A 20168-nucleotide genomic window follows, 5' to 3' on the forward strand; every position below is an offset into this window, starting at 1 on the left:
GGCTTGAGCGGCGCGCAGACCCGGGCCGCCACCATCGCTAACAAGGATCAGCCCGGTCGGCACATCCCGACAGTTACCGACGGCCACTACTATTTGAGTGAAGTGCGCCTTGAGGAAGGCTTCGAGCACGAGGGAGAGGTGGTCGTCGGCACCCGGACTGGGATCCATACGCTGGAAATCCAGAATGGTTGTATCAAGGCGTTGCACGGCACGGATGCCGCGCTGGAGCCAGCCCTGCCGCGCTATAACGCGCAGGGCAAGCTGCTTCTCCCTGCATTCCGGGACATGCATATCCACCTGGACAAGACCTTCTACGGCGGACCTTGGCAGGCTCCCCTTCCCCGCCAAGGCAAGACCATCATGGACATGATTGCGCGGGAGGAAGTGCTTCTTCCAAAGCTGCTGCCAACTTCGCAAACACGTGCGGAGAGGCTTATCGACCTCCTCCTCTCGCAAGGCAGCTCGGTGGCGCGCAGTCACTGCAACATCGATCCAGTGAGCGGATTGAAAAGCCTGGAGCATCTGCAGCTTGCGTTGGCGAATTACCGTGACAGCTTCGAATGCGAGATCGTCGCATTCCCGCAGCACGGCCTTTTGCATTCCAAGGTCGACAGGCTGATGCGTGAAGCCATGAGCATGGGCGTACACTATGTCGGCGGTCTGGATCCCACCAATGTTGACGGTGCTATGGAAGCATCGCTGGATGCGATGTTCCAGATCGCGCTCGACCACGACAAGGGCGTCGACATCCATATTCATGAAACCAACCCTGCCGGCGTGGCGGCTCTCAATTACATGATCGCAACCATCGAGAAGACCCCGGCACTGCGTAACCGGCTGACGCTCAGCCACGCCTTCGCCCTTTCTACTCTGCGCCTCGACGAACTGAACGAGATGGCTGGGCGCATGGCCACACAGGGCGTGACCGTGGTCTCGACAATACCGATCGGACAGAGGACGATGCCGCTGCCGCAGCTGCGCGCCAAGGGAGTCACAATCATGACCGGCACAGACAGCGTAATCGATCACTGGTCACCGTTCGGTACCGGGGACATGCTCGAAAAGGCCAATCTTTGCGCTCAGCTTTACGGTGGTAGTGACGAATTCCGTCTGTCGCGTGCCCTCGCAATCGCCACCGGCGATGTGCTGCCATTGAGCAATGAGGGAGAGATGGCGTGGCCGAAGCCAGGTGACACAGCTGAGTTCGTTCTGGTTGATGCCAGCTGTTCGGCCGAGGCCGTTGCCCGCCGCTCACCGCGGCGCGCGACGTTCCACAAGGGACGATTGGTCTACGGTGCTGTCGAGCGCGCCTGAGACAGCGACTTCCAGCCGAGACGCTCACTCTTCCTTCAAGGAGTTTCACTCATGCGAAGAAGTCTCGCCATCTCGATATTTGTTGCACTAGGTGTGATGGGCCATTCAATGACGACCGTTGGACAATCGATGAGTGAGAAAGACGTATTGAACGCTGTCGCAGACAAGGATGTCGATGCGGCGCAGATTCAAGCCCTTCTGTCGCGCGGCGCCGCCCTCGATGCCAGGGATGAGGCCGGACGCACCGCGTTGCTCGTCGCAACCCACGGCAACAGAATCGAGGTTGCGAGGGCATTGATTGAGGCCGGTGCCGATGTCAACGCAAAGGATCGGATCAACGACAGCCCCTACCTCTATGCCGGGGCGCGGGGTCATCTTGAGATCCTAAAGATGACGCTTGCGCACGGCGCGGACCTCAAGAGCACCAATCGCTATGGCGGCACTGCTCTCATCCCGGCCGCGGAGCGTGGCCATGTCGACACCGTGCGCACTTTGATCGAGGCGGGCGTCGATGTAGACCACGTCAACAATCTCGGTTGGACGGCGTTGCTGGAGGCAATCATTCTGAGTGACGGGGGCAAACGCCATCAGCAGATCGTCGAGCTTCTGGTGAAGGCAGGTGCCGACATTAACTTGGCGGATCGCGATGGCGTGAAGCCGCTGCAGCACGCGCGTAGCCGCGGCTTCAGGGAGATCGAAGCGATCCTTGTCGCAGCTGGAGCCATGTGAGCTACTCTGACGGACCAGAGCGGCGATCTTGCCAGGCTGCAAGGGCTCACGGCACGACTGGACGGTACTGTTAAATTGGTGATAACTCGTGCCTGTGGCACGGTGTCGGTATGAACACGATATCCAATCCATACCGCGGCTACTGCTTCCCGGCTGGAATCATCAATTAGGCAGTCTGGTTGTGTCACTGCCTCAGCACCAGCCTGCGCAATGTCGAAATGATCCTCTCTGTGCGAGGCATTGTGGTCAACTACGAGACCATCCGCGAGTGGGGCCTGCGCTTCGGACGGACCTACGCGAACAGCATCAAGAGTCGGTTCAAGTCAACCCGCCACGCCCAGCGGATTCTCGCTACCATACTCCAATCTACAGTCACTTCCAGCTCCACCGTCATCGTGCGCTCTTACAGGTTCTGCCGTCAGGGCGCTGACGGTTCAATGCAATCGTTGGCCCCAGGTTCGTTCCACCCTCGCGTCTCTGGGCAATCGCCATCCGAATGGCGCAGTAGCATCGCGGCGCCGGAAGGCCACATGTGATGCATCCTCGGTTAGGCGCTCGACCAGTCGAAGGCACGTCGACGGCTCGCTCTCCGATCATGTCTCAAACGCGTTCTCGGCTACGGCAGCTGCCCGGGCCGTATCCGCAATGTCTCCGAGGGAAATGACGGCGCAGGGATTTTCCGTGGATGGATCGATGACTGACGATGGGCCCCCTTCCGACACCCGTGATACGCCCCGCCATGGCTCAGATCATCAGGTCGATCAGGAACGGTGCCTGCTCCCTGAAGCTCCGTTTCATCAGGTCCGCGCATTCATCCAGTGTCGTGGCCCGCGCCGCCTCGACGCCCATGCCGTTGGCGAGCTTGACCCAATCGAGGTCTGGGTTCGACAGGTCGAGCATGCTCATTGCCGTAGGACCGGGCACCGCGCCGACATTCCTGTATTCGCCGATCAGGATATTGTACTTACGGTTGTTCAGCAGGATCGTGGTGCATGGCAATCTCTCGCGCGCCTGGGTCCAGAGCGATTGCAGCGAGTACATGGCTGAGCCGTCCGCCTGGAGGCTGATCACGCGCCTTCTTCCGCCCGCAGCAACCGCAGCCCCCGTCGCGACAGGCAAGCCGTCACCGATCGCGCCGCCGCTGAGATTGAGCCAGTCGTGGGCAGGCGCCGCGTGTGTGAGTTTGTAAAAATCGCGACCGAACGAGATGCTCTCGTTCGAGACGATCGCATCGTCCGGCATCAAGGCCGCAAGGGTCTGCGCGAGACCCTCCTGCGTCGGAGCGCCGCCTACCGCTTCGGGGCGCGGGCCGGGGTCTGGGATCGGTGCCTCCGGCGCGCCGAGCTCATCGACCAGCGCCTGCAAGGCGGCATCTGCATCCTGATCGGGGCGCGACAGGACGTGAAGCTGCGCGTGGGAGGGGTAGTGGGTCGACGGCTTGCCCGGATACGCGAAGAACCCGACGGGAGGTTTCGCATTGACGAGGATGATATGCTCGAACCTGCCCAGGGACTGGATGGCCGCGTCGGTCCCGTACGGCACGCGCTCGAGCTGCAATCGCCCACGCCCGCGAGCCATGTGCCCATTCGTGTAGCTCGCGAGCAGGCTCGCACCCGTCGCGTGCGCAATGCGCCAGGCCAGGGCCTGCGACGGAGCGAGAGTCGCCTGGTCGGCCAGGAGGATGAGGACGTTTCTGCCCGCGCGGAGAACCCGCGCGGCATTCTCGACGGCGTGCGGATCAATCGGCGGGGCTGGCGGCACCGCAAGCGGCTCGGCCACAACACCACCTTGCTCCCAGGACGCGTCAGCGGGAAGGATGAGGGTGGCAATCTGCCCGGGCATGGCGCCGGCCGCTTGGACGGCTGCCGCGGCGTCCCGGCCGACATCGGCAGCATTGATACTTGTCCGTACCCAGTGCGAGACGGTCCGGGCCATTCCTTCCGTATCCGCCGTCAATGGAGCATCGAAGGGTCGATGGTAGGTCGCCTGGTCTCCCACGATATTGACGATTCCGGCGCGGGCACGCCGGGCATTGTGCAAGTTGCCCATACCATTGGCGAGGCCGGGCCCGCAGTGGAGCAGCGTGCATGCGGGCTTTCGCGCGATGCGGTAGTACCCATCAGCCATGCCGGTCATAATGTTCTCCTGGAGACCGAGAACGCAGTGCATACCCGGGATCCGATCAAGCGCCCCGACGAAGTGCATCTCGCTCGTGCCAGGATTGGCAAAGCACGTATCCACTTCCGAGATCAGAAGCGTATGAACGAGGCTCTCTGCACCAATCATCTGATTGGTCAGGTTCTTGGAGTGCATGGTCAAACACCTTTCGCGAACAGGCATTGTGGGATCGGGAGTGGATGGAAGTGCCGCAGGCCCCATCAGGAAAGCGCCGTACACCCCGTTCGAATACGCAACATCCCTTCTCGCAAAACCGACTCTGCGCTCGCGAAGGAAATGCGGAAGTAGCCGGGGCTCCCGAACGACGATCCCGGGATGACGGCGACGCCGCAGTCGCGCAACAGGTAGTCGCAGAGCGCCTCATCGTCGGTCAGGATACGCCCAGCAGGCGTCTTCTTCCCAGCATATCCGCGCCAGTCGATGAACGAATAGAAAGTCCCGTCCGGTGAATTATAGGCGAGCTTCGGGGCCGTGGAGAGTTCGTCCATGATGAGCTCGCGCCGCTTCCGATACTCACCACGATAGCGTCGGACTGCATCTTGTGGCCCATTGAGGGCCTCGGCTGCAGCGGCTTGAGCGATGGAACAGGTGCACGAGGTCGATTGGCTGAGAACGACCCGCACCGCCTTCATCAACGGCACCGGACCGCCGCCGTAGCCGATGCGCCGGCCCGTCATGGCATAGGCCTTCGACACGCCATTGACGGTCAGGATGCGGTTGCGCAAGTCCGGCCTGAGCTGCGCCGGCGTCACGAACGGTTCGTCCTTGTAGATGAGGTGCTCGTACATGTCGTCGACCATGAACCAAACCTGTGGGTGCCGCTCGAGCACCTCGAGGATCGGCCCGTAGTCCTCCTTCCGGTAGATCGCACCGGTGGGATTCGAGGGCGAGTTGATCAGGAGCCAGCGCGTGTTCGGTGTAATCGCACGCTCGAGGTCATCGGCTTGCAGGCGGAAACCGTCCTCGGCGCGAGTCGGTAGGATGATGGGTTTCGCGCCCATCATCTCGACGATATCGCTGTAGCTTACCCAGTATGGCGCCGGCAGGATGACCTCGTCGCCCGGCTGCACCGTCGCGAAGAAGGCGCTGAACAGCAGCATCTTGGCGCCCGTGGTGACCACGATCTCGTCCGGCGTGAAGTCGAGCCCGTTTTCCCGCGCGAACTTGCCCTGAACGGCGGCTTTGACCGCCGGCGATCCATCAAGCGCGGTATAGTGGGTCTCGCCAGCCCGCATGGCACGGATCGCCGCCTCGATCACATTCTCCGGCGTGTCGAAATCGGGCTTCCCAACATGCGGCCCAACGATGTTGCGGCCCTGGCGCTGCAGATCTACCGTCGTCGCCATCATGCGGGAGATTGCCGAAGGCCCGACCTTCGACAAGGCCCGTGACGGTTTGAAGATCGATGGGGCAACCACATTGGCGGTGTTCATTTGCTGGGTCTCTCGTAACAACTCACGAACGCGCCAGACGGTCGCCCTGCCCGAAACCGGCTGGCTTTCTCAGGGTGGGGTTTATGCCTGTTCTGGGAGCGATAGCTACGTCCGGATCCCACCCAGGAGCAGATCGCAGTAGTCCTTGGCGAAATCCGAAGCGCGGCGTCCGTGACCGGGTTTGAACCAGCGCGCCATCCAGTTCAGCATCGAGAGCACGGCCCGACTGGAGGTCCGCACGTCGACCTGGCGGAACGTTCCGTCCGATACGCCGTCCGCGATGATGTTTCTCAGCAGGGCCTCGTAATCATCCCTCAGCTTCTGAGCCTCGGCGATCATGACGACGTTTTGCATGCCGCCGAACGCAACGAGCATCGTCAGGAAGGCATCATGATGCTCCTCGAAATAGTCGGCGTGCGCCGTCATGAAGGTCCCGAGCGCGGCCTCCGGATCTCGGGCCTGTGCGATTGCTGCTGATACGGAGCGGAGCAGGCCCTCGAGCGTTTTGACGATGATCGCCTCGTAGATCTCTTTCTTGTTCGGGAAGTAGTGATAGACCCCGGCCTTGGTCACGCCGACGGATTCCGCGATATCGTCCATCGACGTACCTTCATATCCCTCGCGGGCGAATTGCGCGGCGGCTTCCTCAAGGATCCGGCCTCGCGCATTTGCGATTGTGGGAGGCCGACCTTGGCGCTTCGGTTGCATGTCAGGTTCTCTCTTTGTGAAATGTTGCATCTCAGTGACCGTTCAATCCGAAGTCAGCCGTCTTGAGCGCTTCCGACGATCACGCCGGTCGACTTGAGCCGTGCAATGTGATCGCGGGACATTCCGATCTCCTGTGCCAAAACCATCTCGGTGTGTTCGCCGAGGCCGGGTGGGCTTGTCGGGAGCGCAGACTCACAGCCAGACATGCGCAAGGGGCTACGGACGGAGCGGAACGTCCCGATCCTCGAATCTGGAACCGAGATCACCGTCTCTCGAAACTCCGCGACGTCGCTGTTGAAGGCCTGGCTTACGGTACGCAACTCGCCCGCCGGAACACCCGCCGCGCGTAGATCCGCGAGCAGGCTGCCGACCGGCAGCGACCTGAGGCGCTCCTCCAGGAGCGGGAGGAGTTCGGCGCGATGCTCGGTGCGCCCGCGATTCGTTGCGAAGCGCACTTCGCTCGCCAGACCGGCCTCTCCGATCGCGTGGCAGAACCGGCGGAACTGCTCGTCATTGCCGACCGCGACAGCGACCCGTCCATCTGCGCAATCGAAGAGCTGATAGGGAACGATGCTGGGATGGGCGTTGCCGTACCGGGCGGGTTCCTTGCCGGTATTGAGGTAGCCGGACGCGACATTCGCCAGCATGAAGAGCGCGCTGTCAGTGAGGCTGATATCCAGCCATTGGCCCTGCCCTGTCCGATCCCGCATGAACAGGGCGGCCAGGATCGCCTGGACGGCGTTCATGCCGGAGATGAGATCGATAAATGCGACGCCCAATCGCATGGGCTCGCCGTCCTGCACGCCGGTGATCGCCATGAAGCCGGACTCGGCCTGGATGATGAAGTCGTAGCCCGGGCGCTCCTCGAGCTCGTGCCCACGGCCATAGCCCGAGATCGAGCAAACGATCAGGCGGGGATTGATCGCCTTCAGGTCCTCGTAGGTCAGACGGAATTTGCGCAGCGTCGCCGGGCGGAAGTTCTCGATCAGGATATCGGCCCGCTTGGCGAGCTCGACGATGACGTCGCGGCCCTCGGGCGTGGCGATGTCGATCGCGAGGCCCTTCTTGTTCCGGTTGGCTCCGAGAAAGTAGGTGGAGACCTCTTCGATGGATGGCGGCGCCCAGCCGCGCGTATCGTCGCCGGAACCGGGCTGCTCGACCTTCCAGACCTCCGCACCGAGATCCCCGAGGGTCATCGAAGCCCACGGCCCGGCCAGCACCCGGGACAGATCCAGTACCTTGATACCCTCTAGCGCACCACTCATCGACGGGCTCGTTTCCCCAGGACCGCCAAGCCGCCCCGGTACACGCTGAAAAGAATACCGCGAGCACGACTTGGGGAAATGCCGCGCGGCCGTGTCTATTTACTTACCGACCAGACGGTATATAAGTCAGCTCCGTTGTCAAGCGGCCGGCTTGACCGTGGCGAAAGACCGGTGAACTGAAATGGCCTTGGATCAGGAGACAATGCAGGGATTGCTGGAGACCGTGTCGCGCTTCGTCCGCGAGCGGCTGAAGCCTCTTGAACACCAGGTCGCCGATGAGGACGCGATTCCACCAGACGTCCGCCGGGAGATCGCTGAGCTCGGGCTGTTCGGTTTGTCGATCCCGGAGGAGTTCGGCGGGCTCGGCCTCACCATGGAGGAAGAGGTCCAGGTCGCCTTCGAACTCGGCAAGACATCGCCCGCGTTCCGCTCCCTTGTCGGAACGAACAACGGGATCGGCTCGCAGGGCCTGATCCTTGACGGTACCGAGGAGCAGAAGCGGCGCTACCTACCCCGCTTAGCGTCGGGCGAGTTGATCAGTTCTTTCGCGCTCACCGAGCCTGAAGCCGGCTCGGACGCGGCATCGCTCAAGACAATGGCGACACGCGTCAACGGCGGGTATGCGATCAACGGCACGAAGCGCTTCATCACCAACGCACCCCACGCTGGTCTCTTCACCGTGTTCGCGCGAACTGATCCGGAGCAACCGGGGGCAAGGGGCGTGTCGGCTTTCCTGGTGGAAGCCGGAACTCCGGGCCTGATCCTCGGCCCGAACGACCGTAAGATGGGCCAGAAGGGATCGCACACCTGCGACGTCATCTTCGAGGACTGCCATGTGCCAGCCGATGCCCTGCTCGGGGAACGGGAAGGTCAGGGCTTCAGAACGGCGATGAAAGTCCTCGACCGCGGGCGGCTGCATATCTCGGCGATCTGTGTGGCGATGGCGGAGCGCCTGATCGAGGACAGCCTGCGATATGCGATGGAGCGTAAGCAGTTCGGGCAGCCCATTGCGGAATTCCAGCTCGTGCAGGCCATGTTGGCTGACAGCCGGACCGAAGCCTACGCGGCACGATGCATGGTGCTGGAGACGGCACGCCGGAAAGATCGTTTGGAGGACGTCGCAACTGAAGCCGCCTGTTCCAAATTGTTCGCCAGTGAAATGGTCGGCCGCGTCGCCGATAGGGCGGTCCAGATCCACGGCGGCGCCGGCTATATGGCAGATTACGGTGTCGAGCGATTTTACCGGGATGCCAGGCTATTCCGAATCTATGAGGGAACCTCCCAAATCCAACAGCTCGTCATCGCCAGGAACATGGCCAAGGAGTTGTCATAACAAGCCGAGTGACATCCGCCATTGTATTGCAGTTCAATGACTGGGTGATCAGAAGAGCAAGAGGCGCTCGAAAGGTCCAGAACGGGTCAAGCAGCGAAGTTCGCCGTCGTTTTGGAATGTCTGGTACCGCCGCGCAAGCGAACATTCGGTCCACTTCTGCCTCGTGCCGTTAGCGGCCATTCGCAACTTGCGCCCGGACCGCCTTAGTCGCAAGTGGACGGCCAGGAAATCATCCACTGGATATCCTGCCTGACCCTAGTGGTGTCGGGCAGGATAGTTCTAAATGGCCACCACAGCATCAAAGGAATGGACCATGACGTACCGCAGCGCTTCCGCCCTCGCGCTGGCCCCGTGTTGGCACCAACCTGACAATACCTACCGTAGAGTGCGAACCACGGCCCTCAAGATATGGGCAGAGGTCACCTCGGTGGCACTCGCCGCCTGCACCCAACCTCTTTCCGGCCTGAATTCCGTCGGACACTCATGATGTGACGATGCCCTGCGGAGTTCCATCATGTAATGGCCGCGACAAGTTCAGCGCTTCTTCCTGCGGCTCATTCATCCGGGCATCGAACTCGTTGTCCGACGTGAGGATGAGTGGCCACTTTCGCGGCCGGTGGACTGTGGACGTTCCGTGGCGACGGGAAGCCGTGACTCTTCAATAATGCTATCCGAAACCTTTTCAGCGATCATGATCACCGGAATGTTGAGATTGGCGCGCGGCGCAGTCGGCATGATCGAAGCATCGACGACACGTAATCCGTCGATGCCGATGACACGGGCGCTTTCCGGTCTGACAACCGCCTCTCGGTCCTGCCCCATCTTGCACGTGCCGCAGGCATGCCACTGCCCGAAGGCGTTGGCACGCACGTAGTCCTCGACCGCATCTTGATCCGAGAGAAGTTGCTCGAGCGTTACACCGCCGGAGACCGCGCGCCGGAAGAACTCTCGCCGCACGGGAGGCAAAAGATCTATGACAACTGCGATCGGTGCGGTCATCAGATAGTTCCGCACGTTTTGTCGTCCAAGGGACTTCGCAAAGCCGCTATAGCTTGACGGCCCCGGATTCTCGATCAATCCGGACAAGGCGCGCGTGGCGAATACCTTCGCCATGAGTCGAACCGATTCTGACAATCTACGCAGGTCGCGTGCGTCCGAGAGATAGTTGAAGCTGGCAGTCGGCTCCGCCAGCGGATCGGCGCTGACGAGCGAAACCTCGCCGACTGACTCAACCGTATTTATCCAAGAGATGAGAGTTGCGATCCGCCTGCCTAACGGATGCCAAGCCGACTTCGCAACCATCATCATGAACATGTCGGAGGGGCCGCATCCATCTACCCCCGAACTATAGCGCAGACCAAGATGGATGTGACGGCGCGTCGTATTTCCCAGGCGACCATCCGGCTTTAGGAATGCCGACAACGAGATTCCGGGATGTTCCTGAAGGTTTCGTCCGACACCCGGCAGATCGATATGGCATGTGATTCCTAGTTTCCGTAGCGCCACGGCCGGACCGATCCCCGAGCGCATCAGGAGCGCGGGCGAATGCAGAGACCCCGACGAAACGATGACCTCACGCCCATCGATCCGTTCACGTTGCCCATCGCGCAGAACCTCCACTCCGACCACCCGCGAGGCCTCAACTATGAGCGTGAGGACCTGTGTATCGGTCATGATGTGTAAGTTCGGCCGTGCACGTGTCTTGACATCGAGATAGGCCATGGCGGCCGAGACGCGATGTTGGCCGTTGTTAGACAGCGTCATCGCAAAATAGCCGTCGCCATAATTTCCGTTCTGGTCGACGATATTCGCATAACCGAGTTCACCCAGTGCCGTTTCCGCGGCACGAGAGATCAGGGGCCATCGCTCGCGAGGAATGCGGTGGACGGGGATCGGGCCGTTGGTTCCGTGCAGGGGGCCGGAGAAGTCAAGATCCGTCTCCAGTTTCTTGAAGTACGGAAGGACCGACGACCAGTTCCAACCCGTCGCGCCGAGCGCGACCCAGGTGTCATAATCCTGAGGTGTGCCACGATTCGCAATCTGGCCGTTAATGCTCGAGCCACCGCCGAGCAGTTTGGGTTGCTCGTATTTCCGAACCTTCGCCACTCCCGGTCTATTGTGAAGATTGGGCTCAGTGGTGACGTTCAGTCCCTGCCAATGATTGCGGGGATCGAAAGCCGCACGACCGGGATAAGTGTCGAGAATCGCCGACCCCTCCTCACCAGGTTTGACGTCTCGCCCGGCCTCGATCAGGAGAACCTTGCGCTGAGGATCGGCGGAGAGCCGATTCGCGAGAACACAACCCGCGCTCCCGCCGCCAACAATGATGATGTCCCACATAGCAGTCTTCCTTATCGCTGACCGTGGTGGCGGGCCGCGAAAAAATCGGCTCCTGCTTGAGCCACGGTCTGATCTTCATGTGTCGAGCCGGAACTGACGCCGATGGCACCAACCACGACATTCCCTGTAGCAAGAGGAATGCCACCAGCCAGAGTCGTGAACCGACCGCCAGCCAGATTCTGGATGCCGAACCCTGGTTCTCCAGGAATCGTGACCGGCGCAATGTCGCGCGTCGCCTTGCGCGTGCCGGAAGCCGTCAACGCTTTGGCCAGCGCGATCTCTATCGAGATGAACTTCGCCCCGTCCATGCGCCGGAATGCGACGAGATGACCGGATTCATCGACGATGGCGATGTTCTGCGGCACTCCGATTTGCGTCGCACAGGCCGCCGCTGCGTCGATGACCGCCCTAGCATCGGCGTCGCTGATTCTCTGGATCGTATACATATTCGAAGTCAACCTTTTACAGACCCTTTAGTGAGGCCGGACACGATCAAACGGCCCAAAAGGGCGAACGTGATTAGAATGGGGATGATTGCGAGCATCGCGGAGGCTGTTAGCGGTCCCCACTCGCGTCCGAAAAAGCCGATGAAGTTGTAAATTGCCGGTTGGATAGGCCGCAGCCCTGGGCTGTCGACCATTACCGAGCTAGCGACGAACTCGTTCCAGGAACCGACGAAGGTAAGGACGCCGGCAGCGCCTAGCGCGGGTCTGCTAAGTGGCAGGATGATATGGCGCAGGACCTCGAAATGAGTTGCTCCATCGGCAATCGCGGCCTCGTCGAGCTCCTTCGGAATGCCCTCGAGGGTGCCCTTCATGATCCAGATTGCCATTGGCAGCTGATGCGCCGTGTAAATCAGCGGCAGCGTGAACCACGCATTGGTCAGGCCAAGTTTCGTGAAGTACAAATAATTCGGGATCAGAAGTGCTGCCGCACCGAGCGACAGCGGGATGCTCGCGACAATCAGAAGAAAAAGCGGCTGACGCAGTGGAAAGTTGAATCGGTCGAAGGCATAAGCTGCTGGCAATGCGAGGGTAAGAGCCGCGACGACCGTCACGACGCAATAGACGAGGCTCGCCCGCATGTTGCCGAGAAAACCGCTGTCGATCACCCGCTGGTAGTTCTCCAGAGTCGGCGTGAAGTCGAAGATCACCGGAGGAAAGCGGAATAGATCCGGTTCACCCTTGAGCGACGTCAGCATTCCCCAAATAAGGGGCAAGAGGTTCAGGATCACGAGGAGGCTGAACAGAGCTGCGACGACGAGACCGGTTACAGTCGAAAGGATGCGCCGGTGTGCACGGGGAATTTTCACAGATTGTCCCTGGGAGCAAGCAAGAAGAGCTGTATGTGCGGTCATCGGCGTTCCTCAGGTCTTCCACTTGGCCAGACGGACATAGGCGAGGACGAGGAGCACATTGCCGAAGAACATCGCCAGCGCTAACGCGGTCGCCGAGCCTAGGTCATACGTGATGAAGGCGCGATCGAAGACATCCATCGGCAGGATGCGCGTCGCATCACCTGGCCCTCCGCCGGTCAGGACCAAAGGAGTTTCAACGGTGTTGAGATTGGAGAGGGTCAGAACGATGGCGACCAGCAACAGGGGCGTCTTCAACAAGGGGAGAGTGATCCGACGGAAAATCTGGAAGGGCGTCGCGCCATCGATGAGTGCCGCCTCTTCATAGTCGTCCGGGATTCCCTTCACCCCTGCAAGGAGAATGATGACCGCATATCCAATGCGCTTCCAGACGGACACTGCGACGAGAAGCGCCATGGCAGAGTGCGGATTGTTGAGCATCTGGATATCGTCGAGACCGGCCATTCGGGCGATCGACCCGGCAAGGCCGATGTCGTTCACGAAGACCCACCGGAACAGCAATGTTGCAACGACTGTTGAAATGATCCACGGAACGATAACGATTATCTGGACGAGGAACCCACGCCTCTCGCCGAGCCTGTGAATCCATATCGCCAGAGCAAGCGACAGAGCGATTGTAATCGAGACCGCTGCCGCCGTGAAGATGGCGCTCCTGTGCAGAGTTGCCGGAAGGGTCGGATCGCTCAGCAGATCGCGGAAATTATCAAGACCAGCAAAATCGGTGGGACTTCCGTACTGAATGCGGAACAGGCTAAACCAGACGCCATAGAATACGGGTGAAAACAGGACGAGCGTCAGCAGCGCGAAAGCGGGAACGATGTAATGAATGCCAGCGTATTTCGAATGCATTGCGACTCTCGGTGCGAGACTGATCGACGTGAGGGTGCGGCGACGATCGCCGCACCCGGTTCCGCTTCGTCAGCGCTTGTGCTGCCGATTGAAGTCGGACTCGGCGCGCTCGAGCGAAGCCTTCACATCTTCGCCGTTGACGAGAATGCGCTGGCCTGCCTTGTTGAGAGCCTGACGATAGCCGCCCGCTGAAAAGTCGATCGGCGCCAGCCATCCGAACTTCGCACTTCCTTCCGCAGCAACGCGGAGATAGTCCTTGCCTGGCTGCTTGATGAAATCGCCCAAGCTGGCAAGTGTAGACAGAAGGCCGGGGGATTGACCGCCTTTCTCGACCCACATTTTGTCGCCAATGGGCCCAAGCATGTATTCGACAAACTTGCCCGCTTGCGCCTTGACCTTGCTTCCCGACCATACACCGACGGCCCAGCCTGCCATAACGGCCGGAGCATGCTCTACTTCGCCGCTGCCTGGCCACAGCATCATGCCAACCTTGTCATCACCAAGTTTCGATTGCAGCGTGGAGACACGTACGCTAGCGCCGAGGATCATCGCCGCACGTCCGGAGGCGAACTGCTCATAGACATCGTCGACCGTCCATGCCGCAGCTTGTGGCGGTGATACCTTATGCTCCTTGATTAGGTCGGTTTGAAACTTCATGGCCGCAACCCCGGCAGGGTGAGCGAAGTTGGCCCGTCCGTCTAGTTTGAAAATTCCGTCACCGTTCGCGAGCGCCATCGGAATCATTAGCAAGGGATCGGCCTGATGTTCGCTGTAGCCTTGGGCGAAGCCATAGCGGACGACCTGGCCCGAAGTGTCGGTAACCGTCAGCGCCTTCGCTGCCTTGACGAAATCGTCCCAGGTCTTGATCGAATCCGGATCGACGCCAGCCTGCTTGAAAAAGTCCGGGCGATACAGCAGCGAGATGTAGTTGCGCGAGGTGAAAAGCGCGTACTGTTTGCCATTGCGGAGGGTGAGATCCCAGTACGGTCCCTTGCGGTCGGCGATTTGCTCCGGCGTCCATTTATTGATGAAGAGTTCGTTCAGATCGGCGAGCGATCCCGATGCGATCGCGTCTCCGAGGAAATCGGTGGCGGCCCAGATTATGTCAGGTGCTTTTCCGGTGCCGTGCGCAGCGAGGAACTTTGGTGTCAATTGGTCGAAGGCGTGTGTCTCGGTGACGATCTCGATGTCAGGATTCGCGGCCTGAAAGTCCGAGATGATCTTGGCAAGGGTGACCTCGCGCGGGGTCGTGCCGCTGGGATTCAAGAAAGTCCACATTCGGACGGTAGCCTTCTGCGCGAACGCGGGCAACGACATTGAGATGCCGAGGGACAGCACGGCTACTGCGAGCGACGCCCGAACGAAAGGTCTCATGGAATTCCTCCAAACTTCATTTGCGTTATTCTTAGTCTTCAGGCGCGTTTCGGCGCTTCTGCGTCTCGTTTTTGGGCGAGATCCGCGAGCGCTCCTTTTTGGGACCGCGCGAGGTGCCGCCGTGTTGCCTTCGCGTAGGCAATTCTATCCTTTGCCCGCAGAGCGTCGAGAATCGCGTGATGCTCTTGTGCCTCATCCATCATGCGCTCGCGCCACGAGGTAAGCCCACGCTGGACCCAGGCCCCGAGTACTTGCATCTGGATGCCGCGGTAGACCGATCCCAACATCCTGTTGCCGCTCAGCTCCACGATCTTGTTGTGAAAGGCACTGTTGAGCTCAAGCTTCTCGCCATGGCTAATGGTTTGCCAGGTAGTGTCTAGCACCGACTGGATCTCTTCCAGTTCCGCGAGGCAATCTGCGGAGACTTCACCTGAGAGCAGGCGATCGATAAGAATCTCTCCCGCCGTGAGCTCAAGGCCCTGTCTCACCTGCCAAAGTTCGATAACCTGCTTGGCGTCGGGCTGGCGGACGTGGAAGCCACGCCGCTGCACGGCCTCGATGAACCCTTCTGCCGCTAGCCGCATGAGCGCCTCGCGCACGGGTGTCAGGCTGACGCCAAAATGCTCGGCGAGCCGCTCTGGATAGAGACGAAAGCCCTCCTCGAAGTAGCCGGAGATGATCATCTCGAGAAGTGTACGGAAGAGGGTCTCCGTCAGCGTCTCGCCGGGCTTGCCGATGAGTTCCCCCAACTGACTGCGATCACGGACGGAGATGGACATCAGGCGACCTCGCTCTGCAAGTTCTCGCCTCCGTCGATGCGGTATTTCGCGACCAATGTGAGATTGGGCTCTCCTCCATGGCCGGGAAGCGCCTGCGCAATCAGACTGCCGTCCTCGAGTCGAGCCGGGTGTATTCCCATTATATCCCGCAGCGGATTGAGCAATCGGTTGGCCTCATATGAATAGAATGCCTTCGCCGCGCGGCATGCGTGCAGGGTGGCTCCAACAGCAGCACAACCACCCACGCCATGCGGTGCCATCTGAATGCCTTCCGCGGCGCAAAGCTCACCGACGGCGAGCAAGCCCGATACGCCACCTGCACGGGTGATGTTGGGCTGAAGGAAGTCGACTGCATTGGCTGCAACAAGCGACCTGTAGGCGTCAATTGTGAACTCGTTCTCGCCCGCTGCGATCGGCACCGGCGATTGACGTCGCACTTCCGCGAGCGCCTGTGGATTCTCCGGCGGAATCGGCTCTTCGAACCAACCGACATCGTACGGAGCAAGGGCGGATGCGATCGAAATCGCGGTCTCCACATCATATGCGCAATTGGCATCGACGAAGAGAGGCATTTCGGGACCGATCGCGTCACGAACCGCCGCGAGATGCGCGATATCGATCTCCCGACCGCGTCCGATCTTGAGTTTGATCGCGACGAAACCCTGCTCGACGAAGGCCTGCGCCGCATGCGCCGATTCCTTCACCGTTGCGTGCATGCCGACCGGACTCACATAAGTGGCGACCGGCCCCGGAGAACTGCCCAGCAGGGTGGCCAGGGGCATGTCTTTCGCGCGCGCCTTCAGATCCCACAGTGCAATATCCGCACCGCTGATTGCTTCCATCGCCGGACCGCGCGTGCTGCCGAGCGCCGAAAAGTAGCGTTGGAGGTCGCTCATCATTTCCGCCGGATCGTCGAGGGTCGCGCCGACGAGAAACGGGGCTATCACTTCGTTGACGATCGCACTGGCCGCGTAGGGGTGGGGCAGCCCGAATGCCTCGCCGTAGCCGATCGAGCCATCGTCTCCTTGTGCCACGACGAGGGTTGTGACCTGTCCGGTGCGTTTGATGCGTCGAAAGTGGCTGGCGGGTGAGGAGATATGCGGAGGAATCTTGTCCTTGCCGCCGAAAATATCGGCGAAGGAGGCAAGGAGCGGAATTCCGGTCAGGCGGACGATCTTCATTGCATTTCCGATAAAATTATAATTTATAACTTATAAGACTCGATGGGTCGTCGCCGTCAAGTGAATTCGAGAGAAAGCGCAGGCAGACCTTCAGCTGCCGCGATCAAGGGAGTGAGAAATGGCTGCAATCGACATCGCGAACGTGCGCAAATCTTATAGTTCGCTGGAAGTCGTGCATGGCGTGAGCATTCCCATCGAGGATGGCGAATTCGTCGCGCTGGTCGGGCCATCCGGCTGCGGAAAGTCGACGTTGCTCAGGATGATTGCCGGTTTGGAGCCGATCACGAGCGGTGAGATCAAGATCGGCGGACGGGTGGTCAACGACCTGCCGCCGAAGGATCGCGACATTGCGATGGTTTTCCAGAATTATGCCCTCTACCCTCACATGTCAGTGGCTGAGAATATGGGATTTTCCATGCGGCTAAGGGGGGCGTCGCGAAGTGAATTTGACTGCCGCGTGAACAGGGCGGCGGAAATTCTAGGGCTCCAACATCTCCTGAAGCGCTACCCTAAGGAATTGTCAGGTGGCCAGCGCCAGCGCGTCGCCATGGGGCGGGCGATCGTACGCGATCCGCAGGTCTTTCTGTTCGACGAACCACTCTCCAATCTTGACGCGAAGCTTCGCGTCAAGATGCGATCCGAAGTCAAGGGGCTGCATCAGCGTCTCAAGACCACCACCATCTATGTCACTCACGACCAGATCGAAGCGATGACGATGGCCGACAAGATCGTGGTCATGCGCGACGGCGGCGTCGAACAGGTCGGTGCCCCGCTCGATCTCTATGACAACCCAGCCAACCAGTTCGTGGCGGGCTTTCTGGGATCGCCTGCGATGAACTTCCTGAAGGGGCAGATCGTCGCTGGCACCAATCCCGTCTTCCGGGCCAAAGGCAATATCGAGCTGCCGCTTGCGCCAACCCGAAGGGTACAGGAGGGACAGGCGGTCCTTGGTATTCGTCCGGAGCATATCTACATCGATTCCGAAGGCGCACCAGCCGAAATCCGTATCATTGAGCCGACAGGCTCGGAGACTCATTTCGTTGCCGCCATCGGCGACCAGGAAATTGTCGTCGTTCTCCGTGATCGGATCTCCGCGAGGCCGGGCGAGCATATTCCGCTGCGGATTGACCCATCAAAAGCTCACCTTTTCGACCCTACGAGCCAATTACGCCTCCCGCGGCTTTGACGGGATCGCTGAAAGGAAGTGGCGGACTTCGGTGCGTAATTCAGACAAGGCCGCATTCAGCCCCTGAGGCTGGAGTTCAGGCAATGTTCTGCGACTCCGGAATGCCTGGGTAGACCTGATAGGGCCTGCTCAATCCGATTACTGAGGTAAGCGCTTTGTCGGATACGAATGGACTCCAGATCACGGAGACTGAAGCTGTACGCCAAATAACACCAGACACAAAGCAGGATTGCGGATGGATCAAAATGCTTGCTCTTGAACACGCTACCTCCGTCCCTGAATCGAGGGGCAGCAGCTGAACTCTGAAATAAAGGGTTTGCGACGAATCCGGTTGTCCAGCCGTCCGACTGAGACGCGAAGATACGGCACCCAAGTCTCGCAGCCTGGATCGTAGGACGAGACGCAGAGGAGCGTTGGATCGGTATGCCGCCAAAGCATAGCTATCCTCAAGAATTTCCGCTCCTCAGAATGTCAGCGCACCCTTATATGCTGCATTGCAACAAGAACAAGTGCTGCCGGTCAGGACGATCGGCTACCTGCTGGGGTTTTCCATGTTCATCTCGTACGTCCTGTCCAAGATCCGCGCCTATATCCTCTACCGGGAGACCGTGCGCGAGCTGGCGCTACTCTCCGACCGTGAGCTGGCCGACCTCGGCCTGGCCCGGTTCGACATCGTCCGCGTCGCCCGCCAATCTGCCTTCGCGTAAGCCGCGTTCCGTCACGCGACCTGAGGCTCTCGCCCGCCTTATGGTGGGTGTTCGCTGTTAACGCTCGACTGCTGCGCCAGATGAACAGTTCATCATCTGCTCGGAAACCACCAAATGCCATCTACCAAGACCAAGCCCTTAAGCACCCGTTCGCGGTTGCGCCATGAACCTCCGACACTCGACGAGGCGATCTTTGCCGCGCAGGGGCTCGCCGATGGCATTGAAGGCCAAACACAGATCGCCGCGATGCTGATGGGCTTGCCTGAGGACGAGGTCCGCGCCGCGATCTTGAAAGCGGCGCCCGCCGTCAGCATCCCACGTCAGATCCCTAGGGTATCCCAACTGGGTCCAAGGCGACGAGTGGTCGTGGTGGAGAAGCGAGCCCCGCGCGTTCTGGTGCGGTGAGCCACTGAACTAGGGCCGCGAGGGTCCGCCGCTCTTCTGCCCTACTGGATGAAGCAGGACTCCTGAAGGGCTCTGTCGCAACTCTTTCTTTCCTCTCTCGGGCTATGGCCTGCGCAGGTGAAAGAGGGTGACGCGAGATGTTCAAGGGCAGGCGGTTTGACCGCTCAATCATCCTGCTCTGCATGCGGTGGTATCTCGCTGACAGCCTCAGCTTACGCGATCTCGAGGAGATGATGGCCGAGCGAGGCATTTCCATCGATCATGCCACGATCCACCGCTGGACTGTGCGCTAGGCACCGCTTCTGCTGGAGCGGTTCAACCGACACAAGCGACCCGTCAGCCGGAAATGGCATGTCGATGAGACGTATATCAAAGCGCGCGGGCGATGGATGTATCTCTGCCGAGCCATCGACAGCAATGGTGACACGGTTGAGTTCTGGTTCAGTGAGCGGCGCAATCTCACCGCTGCCAAACGGTTTCTGAGACGGGCCCTCAAGCGGCATGGCCGATCCGAGCGCATGGTGATTGACGGCAGTCAGACCAACCGAGAGGTGATCCTGTCCTGTGACGCGACCAGTCGGCTTCAGGGCAGATCGGGGCGCAAGCTGAAGCGGATCAGGATCAGGCAGAGGCGATATCTCAATAACCGCATCGAACAGGATCACCGTGCGATCAAACGCCGTGGGCGTCCGAGGCTCGGCTTCAAGTCCGCTGACAGCGCCCGCGTGATCCTGGGTGGCATCGAGTTGATCGATATGATGCACAAACAGCGGGCGAAATATGCCTGCAGTCAACAGCTGTCACTCACCGAGCAGTTTTGCGGGCCCGCCACATAAGGCCGGCATGATCCACCTGCTGCTTTCTTATTCCCGTTCCGGAGTTGCGGCAGATCCTCTCCGTCAACCACGCGACCATGCACAGATCGGTTGTGCGGTACTCGCCTGAACTGCTCAAGCGATTTGATCTTCGCAACCAAGCCGTCAGCAGAAAATGGCACGTCGAATCACGTTTG

The 20168-nt window shown here is 60.2% G+C and carries 17 protein-coding genes and 2 pseudogenes; 7 read left to right on the top strand and 12 right to left on the bottom strand.

The window, feature by feature from the left end; all coding sequences use genetic code 11:
* The first annotated feature begins 3 nt into the window (after positions 1-3).
* Together K9B37_RS18340 and K9B37_RS18345 are read left to right on the top strand one after the other, a co-directional pair.
* The gene (locus K9B37_RS18340) at positions 4-1314 is read left to right on the top strand and encodes an amidohydrolase family protein (RefSeq protein ID WP_224314982.1); all 1311 of its coding nucleotides are present in this window, start codon (positions 4-6) and stop codon (positions 1312-1314) included.
* A gap of 51 nt (positions 1315-1365) precedes the next feature.
* Positions 1366-2043 (top strand): ankyrin repeat domain-containing protein, encoded by a 678-nt coding sequence (locus K9B37_RS18345; protein WP_439651753.1) that lies wholly within the window; start codon positions 1366-1368, stop codon positions 2041-2043.
* A 744-nt stretch (positions 2044-2787) separates the two neighbouring features.
* Here the strand turns inward: K9B37_RS18345 and K9B37_RS18355 are convergent.
* The 4 genes from K9B37_RS18355 to K9B37_RS18370 all read right to left on the bottom strand — a co-directional run bounded on the left by K9B37_RS18355 (position 2788) and on the right by K9B37_RS18370 (position 7627).
* Positions 2788-4356 (bottom strand): acetolactate synthase large subunit, encoded by a 1569-nt coding sequence (locus tag K9B37_RS18355; protein WP_224314984.1) that lies wholly within the window; start codon positions 4354-4356, stop codon positions 2788-2790.
* A 65-nt stretch (positions 4357-4421) separates the two neighbouring features.
* The gene (locus K9B37_RS18360; RefSeq protein WP_224314985.1) at positions 4422-5654 is read right to left on the bottom strand and encodes a pyridoxal phosphate-dependent aminotransferase; all 1233 of its coding nucleotides are present in this window, start codon (positions 5652-5654) and stop codon (positions 4422-4424) included.
* Positions 5655-5759: 105 nt separating this feature from the next.
* Positions 5760-6362: a TetR/AcrR family transcriptional regulator gene (locus K9B37_RS18365; RefSeq protein ID WP_224314986.1), complete on the bottom strand. Its 603-nt coding sequence runs from the start codon at positions 6360-6362 to the stop codon at positions 5760-5762.
* 53 nt (positions 6363-6415) lie between these two features.
* Entirely contained in the window at positions 6416-7627 is a 1212-nt protein-coding gene (locus K9B37_RS18370) for a CaiB/BaiF CoA transferase family protein (protein WP_224314987.1), read from the bottom strand.
* Between the two features lie 181 nt (positions 7628-7808).
* On the opposite strand from K9B37_RS18370, the gene K9B37_RS18375 reads away from it, so the two are divergent.
* Complete coding sequence (locus tag K9B37_RS18375) at positions 7809-8960, top strand: acyl-CoA dehydrogenase family protein (RefSeq protein ID WP_224314988.1); 1152 nt, start codon at positions 7809-7811, stop codon at positions 8958-8960.
* Positions 8961-9518: 558 nt separating this feature from the next.
* Here K9B37_RS18375 and K9B37_RS18380 read toward each other — a convergent pair.
* From K9B37_RS18380 to K9B37_RS18410, 7 genes are all read right to left on the bottom strand, one after another.
* Complete coding sequence (locus tag K9B37_RS18380) at positions 9519-11300, bottom strand: GMC family oxidoreductase (protein ID WP_224314989.1); 1782 nt, start codon at positions 11298-11300, stop codon at positions 9519-9521.
* An 11-nt stretch (positions 11301-11311) separates the two neighbouring features.
* Entirely contained in the window at positions 11312-11758 is a 447-nt protein-coding gene (locus K9B37_RS18385; RefSeq protein WP_224314990.1) for a GlcG/HbpS family heme-binding protein, read from the bottom strand.
* Positions 11755-12657, bottom strand: coding sequence for a carbohydrate ABC transporter permease (locus K9B37_RS18390; RefSeq protein WP_224314991.1), 903 nt, complete (start codon positions 12655-12657; stop codon positions 11755-11757). Before K9B37_RS18390 ends, K9B37_RS18385 begins: the two co-directional genes overlap by 4 nt.
* Positions 12658-12666: 9 nt before the next feature.
* The gene (locus K9B37_RS18395) at positions 12667-13524 is read right to left on the bottom strand and encodes a carbohydrate ABC transporter permease (RefSeq protein ID WP_224314992.1); all 858 of its coding nucleotides are present in this window, start codon (positions 13522-13524) and stop codon (positions 12667-12669) included.
* Positions 13525-13593: 69 nt separating this feature from the next.
* On the bottom strand, positions 13594-14862 hold the full coding sequence (locus K9B37_RS18400) for an ABC transporter substrate-binding protein (protein WP_224314993.1): 1269 nt from the start codon (positions 14860-14862) through the stop codon (positions 13594-13596).
* A 74-nt stretch (positions 14863-14936) separates the two neighbouring features.
* The gene (locus K9B37_RS18405; protein ID WP_224314994.1) at positions 14937-15677 is read right to left on the bottom strand and encodes a GntR family transcriptional regulator; all 741 of its coding nucleotides are present in this window, start codon (positions 15675-15677) and stop codon (positions 14937-14939) included.
* Entirely contained in the window at positions 15677-16858 is a 1182-nt protein-coding gene (locus K9B37_RS18410; protein ID WP_224314995.1) for a mandelate racemase/muconate lactonizing enzyme family protein, read from the bottom strand. Before K9B37_RS18410 ends, K9B37_RS18405 begins: the two co-directional genes overlap by 1 nt.
* Positions 16859-16976: 118 nt before the next feature.
* Between K9B37_RS18410 and K9B37_RS18415 the strand changes: the two genes are divergently transcribed.
* A complete protein-coding gene (locus tag K9B37_RS18415) occupies positions 16977-18044 on the top strand; it encodes an ABC transporter ATP-binding protein (protein WP_224314996.1) in 1068 nt (355 codons plus the stop codon).
* 167 nt (positions 18045-18211) lie between these two features.
* Here the strand turns inward: K9B37_RS18415 and K9B37_RS18420 are convergent.
* A pseudogene (locus K9B37_RS18420) lies at positions 18212-18307 on the bottom strand (IS6 family transposase); the annotation flags it as partial.
* Between the two features lie 288 nt (positions 18308-18595).
* Here K9B37_RS18420 and K9B37_RS18425 point away from each other — a divergent pair.
* From K9B37_RS18425 to K9B37_RS18435, 3 genes and pseudogenes are all read left to right on the top strand, one after another.
* Positions 18596-18751, top strand: coding sequence for a DUF1127 domain-containing protein (locus tag K9B37_RS18425; RefSeq protein WP_224314997.1), 156 nt, complete (start codon positions 18596-18598; stop codon positions 18749-18751).
* Positions 18752-18865: 114 nt separating this feature from the next.
* A complete protein-coding gene (locus K9B37_RS18430; RefSeq protein WP_224314998.1) occupies positions 18866-19156 on the top strand; it encodes a hypothetical protein in 291 nt (96 codons plus the stop codon).
* 137 nt (positions 19157-19293) lie between these two features.
* Positions 19294-19992 (top strand): annotated as a pseudogene (locus K9B37_RS18435) (IS6 family transposase).
* Positions 19993-20168: the final 176 nt, after the last annotated feature.

It is taken from the genome of Microvirga puerhi, from assembly GCF_020089865.1.
Classification (GTDB): domain Bacteria; phylum Pseudomonadota; class Alphaproteobacteria; order Rhizobiales; family Beijerinckiaceae; genus Microvirga; species Microvirga puerhi.

Excerpts from the sequence above, each read along its gene's own strand:
- K9B37_RS18345 (WP_439651753.1), top strand. The coding sequence starts at position 1,366 with ATGCGAAGAAGTCTCGCCATCTCGATATTTGTTGCACTAGGTGTGATG.
- K9B37_RS18355 (WP_224314984.1), bottom strand. The coding sequence starts at position 4,356 with ATGCACTCCAAGAACCTGACCAATCAGATGATTGGTGCAGAGAGCCTC.
- K9B37_RS18360 (WP_224314985.1), bottom strand. The coding sequence starts at position 5,654 with ATGAACACCGCCAATGTGGTTGCCCCATCGATCTTCAAACCGTCACGG.
- K9B37_RS18365 (WP_224314986.1), bottom strand. The coding sequence starts at position 6,362 with ATGCAACCGAAGCGCCAAGGTCGGCCTCCCACAATCGCAAATGCGCGA.
- K9B37_RS18370 (WP_224314987.1), bottom strand. The coding sequence starts at position 7,627 with ATGAGTGGTGCGCTAGAGGGTATCAAGGTACTGGATCTGTCCCGGGTG.
- K9B37_RS18375 (WP_224314988.1), top strand. The coding sequence starts at position 7,809 with ATGGCCTTGGATCAGGAGACAATGCAGGGATTGCTGGAGACCGTGTCG.
- K9B37_RS18380 (WP_224314989.1), bottom strand. The coding sequence starts at position 11,300 with ATGTGGGACATCATCATTGTTGGCGGCGGGAGCGCGGGTTGTGTTCTC.
- K9B37_RS18390 (WP_224314991.1), bottom strand. The coding sequence starts at position 12,657 with ATGACCGCACATACAGCTCTTCTTGCTTGCTCCCAGGGACAATCTGTG.
- K9B37_RS18395 (WP_224314992.1), bottom strand. The coding sequence starts at position 13,524 with ATGCATTCGAAATACGCTGGCATTCATTACATCGTTCCCGCTTTCGCG.
- K9B37_RS18405 (WP_224314994.1), bottom strand. The coding sequence starts at position 15,677 with ATGTCCATCTCCGTCCGTGATCGCAGTCAGTTGGGGGAACTCATCGGC.
- K9B37_RS18410 (WP_224314995.1), bottom strand. The coding sequence starts at position 16,858 with ATGAAGATCGTCCGCCTGACCGGAATTCCGCTCCTTGCCTCCTTCGCC.
- K9B37_RS18415 (WP_224314996.1), top strand. The coding sequence starts at position 16,977 with ATGGCTGCAATCGACATCGCGAACGTGCGCAAATCTTATAGTTCGCTG.
- K9B37_RS18425 (WP_224314997.1), top strand. The coding sequence starts at position 18,596 with ATGTTCATCTCGTACGTCCTGTCCAAGATCCGCGCCTATATCCTCTAC.
- K9B37_RS18430 (WP_224314998.1), top strand. The coding sequence starts at position 18,866 with ATGCCATCTACCAAGACCAAGCCCTTAAGCACCCGTTCGCGGTTGCGC.